The organism is Rummeliibacillus sp. NPDC094406, assembly GCF_044763875.1.
Taxonomy (GTDB): domain Bacteria; phylum Bacillota; class Bacilli; order Bacillales_A; family Planococcaceae; genus Rummeliibacillus.
Genome location: NZ_JBIWGZ010000003.1, coordinates 178736 through 194965 on the forward strand (window position 1 = coordinate 178736; position 16230 = coordinate 194965).

20 protein-coding genes are annotated in these 16230 nt (G+C 33.9%); 8 read left to right on the forward strand and 12 right to left on the reverse strand.

Translation table 11 applies throughout. The features are described from left to right. Positions 1-130 precede the first annotated feature (130 nt). The 3 genes from ACIQ4I_RS09270 to rpmG form a co-directional block, all read right to left on the reverse strand. Complete coding sequence (locus ACIQ4I_RS09270) at positions 131-343, reverse strand: YqgQ family protein (RefSeq protein ID WP_403095577.1); 213 nt, start codon at positions 341-343, stop codon at positions 131-133. Between the two features lie 23 nt (positions 344-366). Next, positions 367-930 carry a 5-formyltetrahydrofolate cyclo-ligase gene (locus ACIQ4I_RS09275; RefSeq protein WP_403095580.1) on the reverse strand — a complete coding sequence of 188 codons (564 nt, stop codon included), beginning with the start codon at positions 928-930 and terminating at the stop codon, positions 367-369. Positions 931-997: 67 nt separating this feature from the next. Continuing rightward, a complete protein-coding gene (rpmG, locus tag ACIQ4I_RS09280) occupies positions 998-1147 on the reverse strand; it encodes a 50S ribosomal protein L33 (RefSeq protein WP_066786565.1) in 150 nt (49 codons plus the stop codon). 168 nt (positions 1148-1315) lie between these two features. On the opposite strand from rpmG, the gene ACIQ4I_RS09285 reads away from it, so the two are divergent. Next, positions 1316-1699, forward strand: coding sequence for a hypothetical protein (locus ACIQ4I_RS09285; protein WP_403095583.1), 384 nt, complete (start codon positions 1316-1318; stop codon positions 1697-1699). Next, entirely contained in the window at positions 1696-2178 is a 483-nt protein-coding gene (locus ACIQ4I_RS09290) for a hypothetical protein (RefSeq protein ID WP_403095585.1), read from the forward strand. The genes ACIQ4I_RS09285 and ACIQ4I_RS09290 overlap by 4 nt, the downstream gene beginning before the upstream one ends. A gap of 423 nt (positions 2179-2601) precedes the next feature. On the opposite strand, the gene phoU is transcribed toward ACIQ4I_RS09290, so the two are convergent. The 5 genes from phoU to ACIQ4I_RS09315 all read right to left on the reverse strand — a co-directional run bounded on the left by phoU (position 2602) and on the right by ACIQ4I_RS09315 (position 8480). Beyond that, complete coding sequence (gene phoU, locus ACIQ4I_RS09295) at positions 2602-3258, reverse strand: phosphate signaling complex protein PhoU (RefSeq protein ID WP_403095588.1); 657 nt, start codon at positions 3256-3258, stop codon at positions 2602-2604. 12 nt (positions 3259-3270) lie between these two features. After that, positions 3271-4065, reverse strand: a complete 795-nt coding sequence (pstB, locus tag ACIQ4I_RS09300; RefSeq protein ID WP_403096122.1) for a phosphate ABC transporter ATP-binding protein PstB — start codon at positions 4063-4065, stop codon at positions 3271-3273. A gap of 658 nt (positions 4066-4723) precedes the next feature. Continuing rightward, positions 4724-6910 carry a peptidoglycan D,D-transpeptidase FtsI family protein gene (locus tag ACIQ4I_RS09305; RefSeq protein ID WP_403095591.1) on the reverse strand — a complete coding sequence of 729 codons (2187 nt, stop codon included), beginning with the start codon at positions 6908-6910 and terminating at the stop codon, positions 4724-4726. Positions 6911-7261: 351 nt separating this feature from the next. Further along, the gene (locus tag ACIQ4I_RS09310) at positions 7262-7870 is read right to left on the reverse strand and encodes a superoxide dismutase (protein ID WP_403095593.1); all 609 of its coding nucleotides are present in this window, start codon (positions 7868-7870) and stop codon (positions 7262-7264) included. A 130-nt stretch (positions 7871-8000) separates the two neighbouring features. After that, entirely contained in the window at positions 8001-8480 is a 480-nt protein-coding gene (locus tag ACIQ4I_RS09315) for a DUF456 domain-containing protein (RefSeq protein WP_403095594.1), read from the reverse strand. A gap of 187 nt (positions 8481-8667) precedes the next feature. Between ACIQ4I_RS09315 and ACIQ4I_RS09320 the strand changes: the two genes are divergently transcribed. The 4 genes from ACIQ4I_RS09320 to ACIQ4I_RS09335 all read left to right on the forward strand — a co-directional run bounded on the left by ACIQ4I_RS09320 (position 8668) and on the right by ACIQ4I_RS09335 (position 11369). Beyond that, positions 8668-9180: a DUF1189 family protein gene (locus ACIQ4I_RS09320; protein WP_403095596.1), complete on the forward strand. Its 513-nt coding sequence runs from the start codon at positions 8668-8670 to the stop codon at positions 9178-9180. Between the two features lie 52 nt (positions 9181-9232). Beyond that, on the forward strand, positions 9233-9565 hold the full coding sequence (locus ACIQ4I_RS09325; protein ID WP_403095598.1) for a hypothetical protein: 333 nt from the start codon (positions 9233-9235) through the stop codon (positions 9563-9565). Between the two features lie 96 nt (positions 9566-9661). Continuing rightward, the gene (gene ispG, locus ACIQ4I_RS09330; protein WP_397539299.1) at positions 9662-10777 is read left to right on the forward strand and encodes a flavodoxin-dependent (E)-4-hydroxy-3-methylbut-2-enyl-diphosphate synthase; all 1116 of its coding nucleotides are present in this window, start codon (positions 9662-9664) and stop codon (positions 10775-10777) included. Positions 10778-10796: 19 nt separating this feature from the next. After that, the gene (locus tag ACIQ4I_RS09335) at positions 10797-11369 is read left to right on the forward strand and encodes a hypothetical protein (RefSeq protein ID WP_397539300.1); all 573 of its coding nucleotides are present in this window, start codon (positions 10797-10799) and stop codon (positions 11367-11369) included. A 60-nt stretch (positions 11370-11429) separates the two neighbouring features. On the opposite strand, the gene ACIQ4I_RS09340 is transcribed toward ACIQ4I_RS09335, so the two are convergent. Further along, complete coding sequence (locus ACIQ4I_RS09340) at positions 11430-11909, reverse strand: hypothetical protein (RefSeq protein WP_403095600.1); 480 nt, start codon at positions 11907-11909, stop codon at positions 11430-11432. Positions 11910-12569: 660 nt separating this feature from the next. On the opposite strand from ACIQ4I_RS09340, the gene ACIQ4I_RS09345 reads away from it, so the two are divergent. Next, the gene (locus ACIQ4I_RS09345; RefSeq protein ID WP_403095601.1) at positions 12570-12872 is read left to right on the forward strand and encodes a hypothetical protein; all 303 of its coding nucleotides are present in this window, start codon (positions 12570-12572) and stop codon (positions 12870-12872) included. A 735-nt stretch (positions 12873-13607) separates the two neighbouring features. On the opposite strand, the gene ACIQ4I_RS09350 is transcribed toward ACIQ4I_RS09345, so the two are convergent. Genes ACIQ4I_RS09350 through ACIQ4I_RS09360 form a run of 3 tightly spaced genes read right to left on the reverse strand, consistent with a single transcriptional unit; the run spans position 13608 to position 15668 of the window. Next, complete coding sequence (locus ACIQ4I_RS09350; RefSeq protein ID WP_403095603.1) at positions 13608-14033, reverse strand: Fur family transcriptional regulator; 426 nt, start codon at positions 14031-14033, stop codon at positions 13608-13610. A gap of 16 nt (positions 14034-14049) precedes the next feature. Continuing rightward, the gene (locus tag ACIQ4I_RS09355) at positions 14050-14898 is read right to left on the reverse strand and encodes a metal ABC transporter permease (protein WP_403095605.1); all 849 of its coding nucleotides are present in this window, start codon (positions 14896-14898) and stop codon (positions 14050-14052) included. Further along, positions 14895-15668 (reverse strand): metal ABC transporter ATP-binding protein, encoded by a 774-nt coding sequence (locus ACIQ4I_RS09360; protein ID WP_403095606.1) that lies wholly within the window; start codon positions 15666-15668, stop codon positions 14895-14897. The genes ACIQ4I_RS09355 and ACIQ4I_RS09360 overlap by 4 nt, the downstream gene beginning before the upstream one ends. A gap of 104 nt (positions 15669-15772) precedes the next feature. Here ACIQ4I_RS09360 and ACIQ4I_RS09365 point away from each other — a divergent pair, with 104 nt between their 5' ends. Beyond that, positions 15773-16018, forward strand: a complete 246-nt coding sequence (locus ACIQ4I_RS09365; RefSeq protein ID WP_397539306.1) for a hypothetical protein — start codon at positions 15773-15775, stop codon at positions 16016-16018. Positions 16019-16230 lie beyond the last annotated feature (212 nt).

The window sequence follows — 16230 nt, forward strand, 5'->3', positions numbered from 1 at the left end:
TATTAATCCTTTTTTTACAAAAACGCAACAATTTTGTTACACATTCATTAAAATCGTAAATCTATATTAATGGATACCCCTATATAAACGAATTCATCATCAGAAGGTTTCATTGTAAAAAAAAAACTTATTAATCTTTCATCTTTGCTTCTTTTTCTAATCTCATTTCTTCCATTCTCAAAATATGGCGAGCTGATTGGAATTCTTGTGATTCGATTATACCACCTTTATATAATTCCATTAAATCCATTTCCATAAGTTGCAAATCACCAATACGATTTTTGGTATAAACAAACGTACCGAAACGTTTTAAAAGCTGCATAACATCATATACTGTTTCCAAGGGTAAATAAGCCCCCTTTCAATTCACTTACATTTTATTATCTCATTTTCAGTGATAATTTTTTCAATAGGTACATCATAATCATCTGTCGGGATTTTTTCAACTACCTGCATTAGAAATGCCAAAGAAATCGTTGGATTCTTAAAATTCGACAAAAATCGATCATAGTAACCACCACCGAATCCAAGTCTGAAGCCTTGTCTATCATATGCAAGCCCCGGTACAATTAAACAATCAATTTGTTCTTTAGTAATTTTAGTTGTTAAATGCGGAATTGGCTCTGAAAGCTGCATGTAAACTTTCTCTAGTTGTTCAAAAGATGTAATTTCATAAAATGTCATCATTCTTGTTTTAGGATCGCATTTCGGTACAACAACCTTTTTTCCATCGTTCCATAATGTTTCGATTAAGGTCCACGTTTCCACTTCTGGAAATGCAGAAAGTGTAATACCAATCACGTTTGCGTTTTTCACAGCTTGTTCTTGAAGTAGTTGTTTATGTATAAGTTTAGATTTTTCGTTATAAGTAGATTGTGAAAGTTTTTTTAAATCATTCATTATTATTTTACGAAGTTCTTTTTTATGCATACGTCTTTCACTCCTTTTCTCTAAAAATGGAAAAAGCCAAAACCACAAAGGGTTTTGGCAATGAGCATTATTTCGTTTCACGGTGAAGTGTCATTTTGTGATCACGAGAACAATATTTTTTCAATTCAAGACGTTCTGGATTGTTACGTTTGTTTTTCTTTGAAATGTAGTTACGTTCGCCACATTCAGTGCAAGCTAATGTAATATTAACGCGCATTGTTATCCCTCCCACTCTATATAAAGAATAAAATGTCTTAGTGAGCATGATTTATACGACTAGACCATTATATCATATATTGCGAAAAAATCTACTGTCATTTCTAATTAGAATTTGATATGTTACAATTAAATATACAACTATATATCCATCATGAGGTGAATAAAAATGGACTTATCGCTCATTTTGATTATTGTTGGGATTATCATCATCATCGCATCCTTTTTTGTCGGAAATCAATCGAAACAATTAGAAAAAGATGTTGAAGAATTATCCCTTAACTTTTATCAAGAGACACACCAATTAAAACGCCGTTTAAAAGTAGTAGAAGAAGAATTATTAATTGAGCCACAAACTTTTGCAAAACAAAAAAAGAAAGTAAGTCCAAAGCCAAACGCGAAAGTAGGAATTAATGGCATTCATCAAATCTTGATTAGCCAAGTTCTAACTTTACATAAACAAGGCTATAACACAGATGAAATAAGTAACCGATCTGCCCTATCATCCGATCAAGTAAAAGCCATCATAGCTTCTGGGGGCTATCGCCTATGATGAAATCTTCATTGCGTTCATTTGGTATAGGTATATTCTTCGCAGGCGCTATCTTAGCGATCAATAATCATTTCGATCAAAACACATCTGCAAATACAATCACTACCTTAAAATCAACAAATTCTGATCAAAAAGGCACTGTTGTTATTAAGAAAGCAGAGCTTGCTACTTTAAAAGAAGAAGCTGCTGATGCAAAAGCACAATTAGCAAAAATACAAACGGATTATAATAACTTAAAAACAGATCAAACAACTAAAAAAGACAGTGTAAAAACATATACTTTGATGATAAAAAGAGGAATGGGCACTGCAGAGGTTAGTAAAGCGTTGAAAACTGGCGGCATTGTAAAAGACGATGCGGAATTCGAACGATATATTATTAATAAAAATGAAGCAAAAGATATACAGATTGGTGATTATAAACTTACTTCAGATATGACCAATGCAGAAATATTAAAAATTATTACTACGGCAAAATAAAGAAAGATGTTTCACAAGTGTAACAATCCACTTGTGAAACATCTTTTTTAAATTATATATAATTCATAACACCAATTTTCATCATAAAAGCCATATAAAGAGATTTGAATATTCTTTTTAAAAGATTTCTATTAGAATCAATTCTTTAAATCCATTTTTATTTTTAAATACGAACATTTCAACACATATACTTTTCTATATTCAGGTTTGGATGTTCCGCTAGGACTATGAGTGGAACCTCATTGAATCAATATTACACGAAGGATATGCGAATGTATTTTCGTGACTCGCCGTCAAAAGCGAAGCAATGAATAAGATTGGATGTCATTAAATGTTCGTATATTTTATATGAATTTTGCATTATGAAATTGATTTATTAAAATATAAAAAAGTTATCCAAAAGTAATTTTTGGATAACTCCTTTTATGAATTTAGGGCAAATCGTTTACCTTGTACGATAAAGAATAATGCTTCGGCAAGGTTTGTTGCATGATCTGCTGCTCTTTCGATATATTTGCAAATTAATGCTAATTGAATTGCCTGATTACTTGCATTCTCAGTTGAAGCCATTTGTTCGATTGCCGTCATCGTTTCGCCATAATAACGGTCAATTTGATCATCTCGAAGAGCAATTTCTTTTGCTCTCTCGATATCCTCTTGAACAAATGCGTCTAGCATTTCTTTTAGCATCGTAATAGTTAATTGCCCCATTTCACGCAATTGTTTTTCAGGATAAGGATTGGGATTCTTTCCTATTCGAATAGTTTCTTTTCCAATACTAACAGCATAATCACCAATTCGTTCCATATCTTGAGCAGCTCTAATAATGGAAACTAATCGACGTAGGTCTGTTGCAACTGGTTGTTGCTTTGTAATTAATAAGATAATTTCATCGTGCAGATGTTCTTCCAGACGATTGATAAAGCGATCTTGCTCGATAATGACAAGAGCTCCATCAATATTTTTTCCAAATAGTACTTCTAGTGATTTTTCAAATGCTTGAATTGAACGTTCACAAAGGTCTACTAACAGATCTTGCACACGAATTAAATCTTTATCATATTTTTCACGAGGTGTCATTCTGTTTCCTCCTTATCCGAATCGTCCAGAAATATAATCTTCCGTTCTTTTATCTGATGGTGTTGAGAATAATTTATTTGTATCATCAAATTCAATTACTTCACCATTTAAAAAGAATGCTGTTTTATCAGAAATACGTGCAGCTTGTTGCATATTGTGCGTTACAATAATAATGGAATAGTTTTGTTTAAGTTCTTGTACAAGTTCTTCCACTTTTAAAGTAGAAATAGGATCAAGTGCTGATGTTGGTTCATCCATTAAAATAACATCTGGTTCGATAGCTAAACAACGAGCTATACAAATACGTTGCTGTTGACCACCAGAAAGTCCGTATGCACTTTGGTTAAGACGATCTTTTACATCATCCCAAATAGCTGCTCCTCGTAAACTTTTCTCAACGATTTCATCTAATACTTTTTTGTTTTTAACGCCATGGATTCTAGGTCCATAAGCTATATTGTCATAAATTGATTTTGGAAATGGATTTGGTTTTTGGAAAACCATTCCTACTTTCGTGCGTAATTCTTCTACTCTATAGCTTTTATCTAGAATATTACGTTCACGATATACAATTTCTCCAGTAGTACGAACAATAGGAACAAGTTCTACCATGCGATTTAATGTTTTTATATATGTCGATTTACCACAACCAGATGGTCCAATTATAGCAGTAACATCATTTTCAACAATATCAAGATTAATATCTTTTAATGCTTGTTGCTCACCGTACCATAGATTCAAATTTTTTGTTTGGTAAACAGTCTTTTTCTTTTCTGATTGAAGTACCTTTAAATCTTCTACTGAAATTTCATCAGTTTCTTTCACTTGAATTTTCAACATTATATTTCCTCCTACTATTAATAGCGTTTTGGGAATTTGTATCAGATGAAGATTGCGTCGAACTCCTACTAAGTTTGTAGTATTCATTCTGATAAAATCTGTCATTTTATTTTTTTGCATATTCTTCAAGATAAAACGCTACGCCAACACCGAGTAAAAGTGAAACTGGTGCAACACCAATTAGAATCGATTAAAGTAGCTGCGTGAATATCAGCCTTTTAGGAATCCAGAAGAAAAATTGCCCAGGAAATCAAAAACACTACCTTGGGTATTACTCCTATTAATCAAATTTCCCAATGTTTTAACTCGAATAAAGTAGCAATTTGAAAGATTGCCTTCCAAAGGAATTATTTTATTTATTACATTACTCACTATAAAGCTGGAATGTTGAGGTTATATAAATTTAATGTTATTAATTATTATCGTTTTGTAAATGTAATGTAAATTGCTTATTATGGCCATTGCTCCCTCTATTATTACTGCTGGAGATTTTTTCTGTTACAACTTCAGAAGTTTCATTTTCACACAAGCATAACCTATATCTTAAAAGAAAAAAAAGCACAGTGATTGATAATCACTGTGCTCTATTTAATATAGAAGAAACTCATAGTTTCATATGCAAATATTATTGTGCTGTATTTGTTGAGTCTTTAGATGGTGTTTTTGTAATCTTTTGATTCACGGATTCTTTATTGGTATTTAAATTTTTCTTTTGTAAATCGAAATAGGTTTCAACTGCTTGTCGTGCAATTATATTATTAATTGCTGTGTAACTTTCACTCGTTGTAACCCAAGGAACAACTACCGCATAGGCAATTTCCGGATTTTTATACGGCGCAAAGCCAATATGTGTAATTGACAAAGTTTGAGTCCCATATGCAGCTTTTTTTGGTCCATAATATACTACCTGTGCTGTACCTGTTTTACCAGCGGCATCAAATTTTGCATCACGGAAGTAGGAAGCAGCAGAACCTTGACTACCAAAGTATACTTGATGCATCCCTTGTTTCACATGGTCAATTTCATATTGTGAGTTATCGATTGTATTCAATACTGTAGGTCCAACCTCTTCGACTAGTGGCCCAAGGTTTTTACCATCTTTTGAAGGTTCGCGAACTTCTTTTACAACATGTGGTTGTATTCGTTTTCCTCCATTAGCAATGGTAGATACATATTGAGCAAGTTGAAGTGGTGTAAATGTATCAAATTGCCCAATTGCTAAGTCAAGTAATTTACCTGGAAGGAGTTCTTCCCCTTTAAAACCTGCGAATTCACCCGGTAAGTCAATACCAGTATCTACTCCTAAACCAAATTGCGCATAGGAATTTCGAATTTTTGTAAAATCACTTGGTTGTACATGCAATGCCATATTTGGTACATAATTGACACCAGCAATCTTCATCGCTGTTTGGAACATATAAGAGTTTGAAGATCGTTCAAGAGCTGTCACATCGTTCATTGGAATTGCGCCTGAACGGTTAAAGATAGATGATTTTGGTTTTGTTCCGGCAAGTTTAATCGGTTGGTCAACCAAGACTTGACCAGGAGTAATTGCATGTAGTTTATACCCTGTCAATAATGTTGCTGGTTTTACTACAGAACCTACTTCATAGGCAGATGTGAAAGTACCAATTGAATAATCATTTACAACTGTTCGACCATTTTTATCTGTATCTAATTTTTTCCCAACCATTGATAGTACATCACCGGTATTCGGGTCCATCATCACAAGGAATGCTCGATCCAATAGACTAGATGCGCCAGATGCTTTTGCAGCCAACAATTGTTGTTCTACAAGCTTTTCTAATTTAGTTTGTAGTTGACTATCAATTGTTAATACCAAGTCTTTCCCTGGTGCACCATTATAGATTGATTTCGTATCAACTACTTTACCTTTACCATTTGTTTCGTTTTTCACTACGGCTTTTTGACCTTGAAGTAGTTCTTCATATTGGGCTTCAAGATAACTTTTCCCAACGCGGTCATTTCGAGAATAGCCACGTGCTAAATAATAGTCTAACTTATCTTTTGGAATACCCTCATTTGGAGTTGTTGTAGAGCCAAGAATACTTAGATCAGAGTTTTTAACACGAGCCCAGTCTGTAGTTGTGTTGACATTTGGCAAGTCATTTAAATGTTCTGATACAACAGCAAACTCTTTATCTGTTACATTATCACTCTTAATGATTTGTGGAGATAAGTTGTACCCTGCTACCATTTTGCTGTAAATCGCTAAAACTTGTAAGTCTTTTTTCGTTAAACTTTTCAGCTCTGAATTTGTAATACGTTCTCGTACTAATTTATCGATCTCAGCTTGCTTATCTGTAGCAGCTATTTTCTGGTTTTTATTAATCGCATCTTGTTCACTTTTCGAAACCTTTGCATAAGCTTCTTTATTATGAAGCTTGATCCAAAAATCTTGTTTATCTCGTAATGCAATTTTACTTGTATCCATCTTAATGAGCGTTGCTAATTTTCTTGCTGTATTTAACATTTCATCGCTCGTTGTCGATTGAAGTTTTGTATACGTAATCGCATTTTTCGGCTTATTATCGACTAATACTCTTCCTTGACTATCATAAATTCGTCCCCTTGGAACACTAGTATTAACTGTTACTTCTTCTGTTTGCTGTAATGCTCTAACATAATCGCTCCCTTTTACGATTTGCATATAACCCAATCGTAAAATAAGAATTGAAAATAGCACAAAAATCGAGAAGAAAAGTATATTCATACGAAAAGATAAATTTGCACGCTGTTTCGCTTTGACACTTGATGCACGTTTCTTTGTATTTTTGTTTTTTTTGCGCATGCATTTAGCCCCCTTTCCGCTCAAATCACAATTAGTAGTATATCATTTTTCAACACAAAAAACATAAAACTATTGGTTGAAAATGAATAATTGCATGTTTCCAAAATCATAGGGAGTTAGCACGTTTCTTGCCTATGTAAATGTGGATGAACGATCTGATTTCGCTTTTGCAAATTCCAACTCTACTCGCCAACTCCTCGAGGTCGAATAACCTATCTTCAGCGGCAACAATCACCTCTTCGGGAACAGAATATTTGATTGTTAGAGTACATGAGCGAGTTCCTCATTTAAAATAAAAAACACACATCTTACTGACGCGTAAGATGTGTGCTTTGTTCCAATATTATTGGATTATTTTGCAGCAGCGAAACGTTCTGCAATTTTGTCCCAGTTTACAACATTCCAGAATGCTGTAATGTAGTCTGGACGACGGTTTTGGTAGTTTAAGTAGTAAGCATGTTCCCAAACGTCAAGGCCAAGTAATGGTGTTTTACCTTCCATGATTGGAGAGTCTTGGTTTGGAGTAGAAGAAATTTCCAATTCACCATTAGCTAATGATAACCAAGCCCAGCCTGAACCGAAGCGAGTTTTAGCAGCTGCTGCGAATTGTTCTTTGAAAGCTTCTAAGCTACCGAATTTTGCATCGATTGCTGCAGCTAATTCACCAGTTGGTGTACCACCAGCGTTTGCAGCTAATGATTCCCAGAATAATGAGTGGTTAGCGTGACCGCCACCATTGTTACGTACTGCTGTGCGAACTGCTTCTGGAACTGCATCTAAGTTAGCGATAACTTCTTCAACTGATTTGCCTTCGAAATCTGCTTTACCTTCTAGAGCAGCGTTTAAGCCCGCTACATATGTAGCATGATGTTTGTCATGATGGATTTCCATAGTTTTTGCGTCAATATGTGGTTCTAATGCGTCAAATGCATAAGGTAAGTTTGGTAATTCAAATGCCATAATAATATTTCCTCCTCGAAATAATGTAATTATTAACTACAACTCATAGGTTAACAAAATTTAGATAATCGTTCAAATATTATTCACTGTATTTTTTAATTTCAGTCTTTTGACTGAACTTCTACTCATTTCATACAACCATTATAAATAGAATAATCATCACAATTTGGACGATTCCCTTCGTTACTATTGATGTTAAGAATCCAACCAGTGATCCAATTCCAGTTTTTAAAGCGAGCTTAATGGAGCTTTTTGAGAATAGTAATTCTGCAATTACTGCGCCTATGAACGGGCCAACTAAAATACCAGCAAACGGGATAACAAAGGGCCCGACTAGTAATCCAATTGTACTTCCCCAAATTCCAGCTTTACTTCCTCCAAATCTCTTAACTCCTAATGCATTCGCCAATGAATCTGCACCAAACAAAAGAATTGTAAATAGCACTTCTATAACCCAGAACCACCAAGGAAATTCTCCAAATCCATGAAATAGTCCATGAATAATAAACCCTAAAAAAATAAATAAAACAGATGGAATAATCGGATAGATTAAACCAATAAAAGCAATGGCAAAACTTAAAATAACAAGTGTCCAAGAAATATATTCCATAACAAACCCCTTTAATGTAGAATTCTATTAACCTTATTTACCCTTTTTTCACTACAATTTATTTTCACATTAAAATTAAAAATACGTCAAATGATTAACACTTTCTTTTATTAAGTATACATTTAATTACGTTGCCTATTCGTATCATCTTGATTCCCATGTTAATATACTAATGGAGGTTATACATATGAAAATTAAACACTGGCAGTTATTCAAAGACAGCCTCATCCATCCAAAAAAACTAGCTGCATACCGACTGCTCCCCATTGGAAAAGTTATTCAATATGTATTATTACTTGTCACATTCGTTACAATCATTTCTTTTATTCAATTCCTTACTGGAGTTGGTCTTGAAACGAGCCAAATTGAAGGACTTAAAGAATTCATCAACGACATTAAATGGTTAATATATCCCTTTGCTTTTATACTGTTATTTCTTATTAATTCATTTTCATTATTTGTTCAAATTAGTATTTATGCATTTGTCGGGATCGGTACTCTAAAGCTTCTGAAAAAACGTGGAGAATATCGCCATTTATGGCGAACAACTGCAATTGCTATCACTTTATCGACCATTTTCACGACGCTATTAGTTTTTTTTCCCTTTAATGCTCGTTTATGTACAACTGTTGGGATCATCATTACAGCTGTTTATCTGACAATTGCTTGTACAAAATATCCAAATCAACCTCAAAAATGAGGTCTGAATCTCTTTCTTTTTCATATATTAGTGGAAAAGGGAGGGATTTTTTTTGAAAATACTAGTTTCCGCACTAATCATTTTAATTTGTGCTTATTTTATAAAAGTAGATTTAATAGAAGGAACCATTTCGAAAGCTGATTTTTATACAGTGGAGCAGAAATGCGAGAAGACAGATAAAATCCAAACGATTACTGTCACTACAGCTGATGGAGATACATGGGAATCATTATTTGCTCTTTATCCAGCAAAAGATATAACCTTTGCTGAAAGACTTGAACTTGTCTACAAGCTCAATCCGCACCTTTTAAAACAAAGCTTTAAACCAAATGAACAAGTTATCTTACCATTCCGGACAAAAAATGCTAATTCATGTACGGATTAGGCAGTTAATGTTTCTTTCTTGTCATTTCCTTTCAAACACTGCTAAAATAGTTTACAGTGAAGGCTTTTATAGAAGCCTATGAAGGAGAGAGTTTTCATGAATGAAATCACGCACCGCTCGAAAACGCGTAAAGTCCGTGTAGGTGATTTAACGATCGGCGGAAGCAATGAAGTAATCATCCAAAGTATGACGACAACTAAAACACATGACGTTGAAGCAACAGTTGCTGAAATTCTTCGTTTAGAAGAAGCTGGTTGCCAAATCGTACGTGTCGCTTGTCCTGATGAAAGAGCAGCTGATGCTCTAGCAGACATTAAAAAACGCATCCATATCCCACTTGTAGCGGATATTCACTTTGACTATAAACTAGCTTTAAAAGCAATTGATGCCGGCGTGGATAAAATCCGTATCAACCCTGGTAATATTGGACGAAAAGAAAAAGTAGAAGCTGTTGTAAATGCAGCAAAAGCAAAAGGTGTGCCGATTCGTATCGGCGTTAACGCTGGTTCACTTGAACGTAAAATCCTTGATAAATACGGCTATCCAACAGCTGATGGTATGGTTGAAAGTGCATTACACCATATTAAAATTTTAGAAGATCTTGATTTCCATGATATTATCGTATCTATGAAAGCTTCAGATATCAATCTTGCTATTGAAGCATATGAAAAAGCTTCTCGTGCATTCGATTACCCATTACACTTAGGAATTACTGAATCTGGTACATTATTCTCTGGTACTATTAAATCTGCTGCCGGCCTAGGTGCGATCCTTTCAAAAGGTATAGGTAACACATTACGTGTATCTTTAAGCGCAGACCCTGTTGAAGAAGTAAAAGTAGCGAGAGAATTATTAAAATCATTCGGTCTTGCTTCAAACATGCCTACATTAATCTCTTGCCCTACTTGCGGACGTATTGAAATTGACTTAATCTCGATTGCAAACGAAGTAGAAGAATATTTACAAACAATTAAAGCCCCAATCAAAGTTTCTGTTCTTGGTTGTGCTGTAAACGGACCAGGAGAAGCGCGCGAAGCTGATATCGGTATCGCTGGTGCTCGCGGGGAAGGTTTACTTTTCCGTCATGGTAAAACAGTTCGTAAAGTACCTGAAGAAACAATGGTTGAAGAATTGAAAAAAGAAATCGATATTCTTGCTGAAGAATATTACAAAAAACAAGAAGCAGAAAAAGCATCAAACACTCAAAACTAGCATCTAGGGGGATTTTGTAATGACGAAGAAATATAGTTTTGGTATTGATATAGATGGTACAGTCACTACACCTGAGTTCCTTTTACCTCATATCAATAATGCATTTAAAACGAATTTGATTTTAGATGATATTATAAAATATGACCTTACAGAAGCCCTTTCTGTTGAAAAAAAGGATTTCTTTGATTGGTTTAAAAAAGAAGAACTTAACATTTACAAAAATCCTCCTGTTCAATCAAATGCACATCGTATTTTATCTAGTTGGTATCCAAATGTTGCCTTGAACTATATAACAGCTCGTGAAGAAAATTCTCGTGAAGTAACAGACCAATGGTTCAAATCAAATCAATTACCTTACGATAAGATTGATATAGTCGGTCCTACTGATAAAGTGATAGCTGGACGTAAATACGGAGTACAACTATTTATGGAGGATAAACACGATAATGCTGTTCATCTCCATGAAGAATTAGACATACCCGTTCTGCTATTTGATGCCCCATACAATCGTGAACCAATCCCAAATGGTGTTATTCGCATAAACAACTGGGTAGAAGCTGAACATTGGGTAAAAAAAGAATTCGGTATTTAATAGATTATAAGAAAAAAGCGAAAGATCATATAATTGTGGTCTTTCGCTTTTTGTATGATATTAAAAATTAATAGATAACAATTTCTTTGCTTTTTCTAATTTTTCAGGTTCTTTTTTGACTGTCATGTACGTCATTTCTTTTTTCATTGTATCTTGGAAGAAAATTGTACCATCTTTTAGCATATAAATTTTATAAGTTATCTTATCCATAGACTTAGTATCACCAAGAGCTATTATGTAGCTACCTTGTTTGTCCAATTGCTTAACAACCTCTGCTTGCTTTTCAGTTTTTGGCACCATAACAACAGAACGATTTACAAGTCGTATAAAATCCTGCACTGTTGCAGGGTCTTTGATTAATTTCCCAGTTTCTTTCGTCGAAACCCCTTGATCATTAACACTTTGAATGTATAGATATTGATAAAATTCAGATTTAGGAATAATAATCTCTCTCGTATTCGCTTTGGAACTACTATTATCACATCCGACTAAGCCAATTACCAATGCTATTAATAATAATAAAGTTTTCAAAAATTTCATAGCAAAACTCTCCTTTTCCCTACAATAAATTCCCCTTTTAACATTATACTTGTAAAAAAAAGAATACGTTTAATGATCATCAAGTTGTAACAAGTTTGGCAAACCTTTCTTGTCACAACTTGATCAATTATGCTGTGATGTAATAATCGTATTGTTTTGCATTTTTGAGCAGTTAAACTACTATAAATGCTGAAGCTTTTGTATAATGTTGATGTAATATATTTTTTAATATCAAGGAGAGCGGTGAAAAATAATGGATTGGCAATATATTATCAATCTCTTTGCAAACTGTTTTATTTTCCTCTTCTTTATTCAATATATTTTGAGCTTTTTTAAAACTTCACGGAAAGATCTTTTAAATAAAATTTTGATCAATTGCCTTGTAATTTCCGCAATTGTCATTTTATCAGTACCTGTACTAAAAGAATGTGATATTCGATTAGGTTATTTAATTGAATTTCCGTTTGAAGATTAACATTTGAGTAGTTATACAAAGTTCGTCTATTTATCTAGACAGACTTAGATTGTCGACAAAAGGTTTCGAGAGGAATGCTCTCTCGTTACCTTTTGTTATTTTTTTGTATTTAAAACCAATGATCAGAGGTTGATGCATTCTTTAGGCTGTAGAAAATTGTAATATATATTCACCTATTCAGTTGATTGAACCGAAAATTATCATTACTTTCAGCAACTATAGCTAAAGCTTATGGAAAGAGATTATATAATATTACTGCTGGATTAAATATTAAAGGCGTTGGAGTATACGTTAGAAAGCTAGGATCGCATTATACTATTGCTAGTAATGGTTTAACAATGCGTTATGTTGAAACTGATGGTACATATATAGTGTTAGGAACAGTTGATCATAGTGGAAAAACTTTAGACAAAACAGCAAGAAAGGTTGGCCCATGGGTATGGAAAGTACCATGCTGTTGCATCTTTTGTGGGACAACCTTTAGTTGATATAAGTGATTCAATTACTAGTGCAATTAAATTAAAAATCTTTAAACAGATCAAAGAAAAACGCTGTTGTTGTTCAAACTTTTACTATGAAATAATAAAGAAAGAGGTGTGACTCAATTGGCATTTAATGGTGGAGATGTATTAATTCTTATTATTGTTATTTGTATTTTACTATCTTTAATTGGTATCTTTAGTTTACTTTTAAAAATTCTAAAAAAACTAAAATAAAAAGGCTACCTTTTTGATAGTTTTTTTATTTAAAACTTCTGAGTATACTTTATCTCACTATGCATAGGCATCCAGTGCATCTATTTGCGAAAAATAAGTTTTGCCTTTCCGACACCTCAAATCACATAAGCTAGAAATCATTTATCTCATCACTTTAATATTTTTTTGAATAAACGAATCTTTTAAGATTCTAAAGTGTATAATCTATTATCATTTTGGTAAAAATGGAAATAAGACGGTTTAATGGACCGTCTCGAAAATTCTCCATATTCTTTTAGTACGCACGTTTGAATTGCCGTTCAAGCGTGTTTTTTAATTGTAAAATTACTCATGATGCACTTCCTATCGCATATATAAGTTATATACATCTTCTAATCGTTCATCGCACCAATGGTTGTAAAACCCCTTTGCAGAAAACATACCTTGAACATGACAGTAAAAAATCAATTTGACCACCAAAAATGCTCAATTTAATAATATGCTCAAAAAAAAGCCTGTCAAACGTTGCTATGACAGGCTTTTCTCTATACACTCGGGACATTTACCGTAAATTTCAAATTTGTGATCCTCAATCTCATACTCCGGAAGTTGTTCGTGGAGCATGTCCATTGGGCAAAGGTGGATTTCTTTAATTTTACCGCATTCCATACAGATGAAGTGATGATGGTGATGCTCGGTTTCACATTGCATACGGAAGTGACGTTCACCTGATAACTCGGTTTCTTCCAGTATACCTAAGTCTACGAATGTGGCTAAATTGCGATAGATAGTATCAAAGCTCATACCGGGGTAATCTTTTTTCATCACAGCTAGCAAGTCGCGGGCAGTTAAATATTTCTCCGTAGCTTCGAACATTTCTAAAATTTGTTCGCGTTTATCTGTTTTTTTAAAGCCGCTATCTTTTAAAATTTCCCATGCTTTTGTCAAATTCATTACCCTAGTACTCCCTTCAATCTTTTGCGCGTATTGCCATCACGATTTTCTTACCAATAATGACAAGCAATAATATTAAAATTGATGTTACTACGATTGTACCACCTGGTGCCAAATTCAAATAGAATCCAGTTATTAAACCAATAATTACTGCTAATTCTCCAAATAGAATGGCAAAGAAAATGGTTTGTTTAAATCCTTTAGCGATTCGGATGCTTGCAGCTACAGGTAATGTGATTAAAGATGATACAAGCAAGATCCCTACAATTCGCATACTTGCAGCAATCACTAATGCTGTCATTACCATAAACATTAAATGGACTGTTTTGGCTGGTAGCCCACTTGCTTTTGCATATTCTTCATCAAATGATAAAACGAATAGTTCTTTGTAAAAAAGACTAATAAATAATATTACTAATACAGCAATTGCAAATACAATCCACATATCTTGTCTACTAACTGCTGAAACAGAGCCAAATAAATAGCTAAATAAATCGGTACTAAAACCTTGTGCTAATGAGATGAAAATTGCACTCAAACCAAGACCAGCAGACATGATAATTGGAATCGCCAATTCTTCAAAATGTTTATATAAACTGCGGAGCCGTTCAATTAAGACAGAACCCCCTACCGCAGAAATAATTCCTAGATAAATAGGGTTTAATGTTGCAAATGCTGCAACACTTTGGCTTAAGTATAAGCTACCCGCAATTCCAGCTAAAGTAACATGGCTTAATGCATCAGCGATTAGTGATAATCGACGAACAACGATAAAAACGCCCAATAATGGGGCGATAACCCCTATGATAATTCCCGATAAAAAGGCATTCTGCAAAAAATCATAATGTAATATAGATTCGATCATCTTTGTTTCTCCTTATTGTCATGATGAATTTTACGTACTGCATGGCCATACCATGCATTTAATTGATCATCAGATAAGGAATCATAATCATCTTTATAGCCATGAAAGTGGATGGTTTGATTTAAACAAGCCACATGGCTAATCGTATTGGATACTGTATCCACATCATGTGTCACCAAAATCATGGTCATATGAAGTTGCTCATTCAGTTCTGTAAGCATATCATAGAATGACTGCACATTTTCGTGGTCAATTCCGACGGTTGGTTCATCTAAAATAAGCAATTTTGGTTCTGCGACTAGTGCTCTAGCAATAAAAATACGTTGTTGCTGACCACCTGAAAGTTCACCAATATTACGATTCGCATACTGCTCCATACCAACAGCTTGTAAGGACTCCATAACACGTGCTTGCTGTTTTGGTAAATGTCTTTTGAATAGGCCGATTTTTTTAGTAAGCCCACTCGCTACAACCTCTTTTACAGTGGCAGGGAATCCTGAATTAAATGAATTGGATTTTTGAGAAACATAGCCAATCCACTCTCTTTGTTTAAAAGTTGAACTCGGTTCGCCAAACAACTTAACAGTGCCCTTTGTAGGTTTTAATAGACCTAAAATTATTTTCAGCAATGTAGATTTGCCAGAGCCATTGGGGCCAAGTAACGCTAAAAAATCACCTTCTCGAACAGATAAAGTAATATTGTTTAACACTTGCGTATATTCATATTGGAATGAAACATCTTGTAATTCAATTAACGGCTGTTGTGCCATAAAACTTCGCTTCTTTCTAATTCATAATCATTACGATTTACAAAAACTTAGTATAATAGATTACGGACGCTTTGTAAAGGACAATTACCTGAGAGGATGAGTAAATGGATTACCTAGCTCTATTAAGTGAAATTAATCGTAAATCAGATAAGGAGCTTGCTGAGTATGCCAAAACTTATCAGATTCCACTTTCGAAAAAAGAAATACAAAAACTCCGCCCACTTCTTTCATCGTTTTCGATCCAATGGGTATTAACTGGTATACCCGATCATGTAATGAAAGAAATTGAAAAAATACTTGGAAAACAGAAAACAAAAGAGTTACTAGGAAAATACGGAAGGTATATTTAGCCAAAGAATTATAGACAAATTTGGAATGCGCGTCATTTTTCTGGTAATAGCTCATTAACCTTACGGATATTTACAGAATCCGCCAGTAGACGCGCTTATTTTTGAACTATCTATTCCTGATAAATTTGTACTTGTATGACTCTTAAATAATTTTCATAGATATGATCTTAATAGTTAATACAACTTATAACGAACAACAATAGGCGAAATGC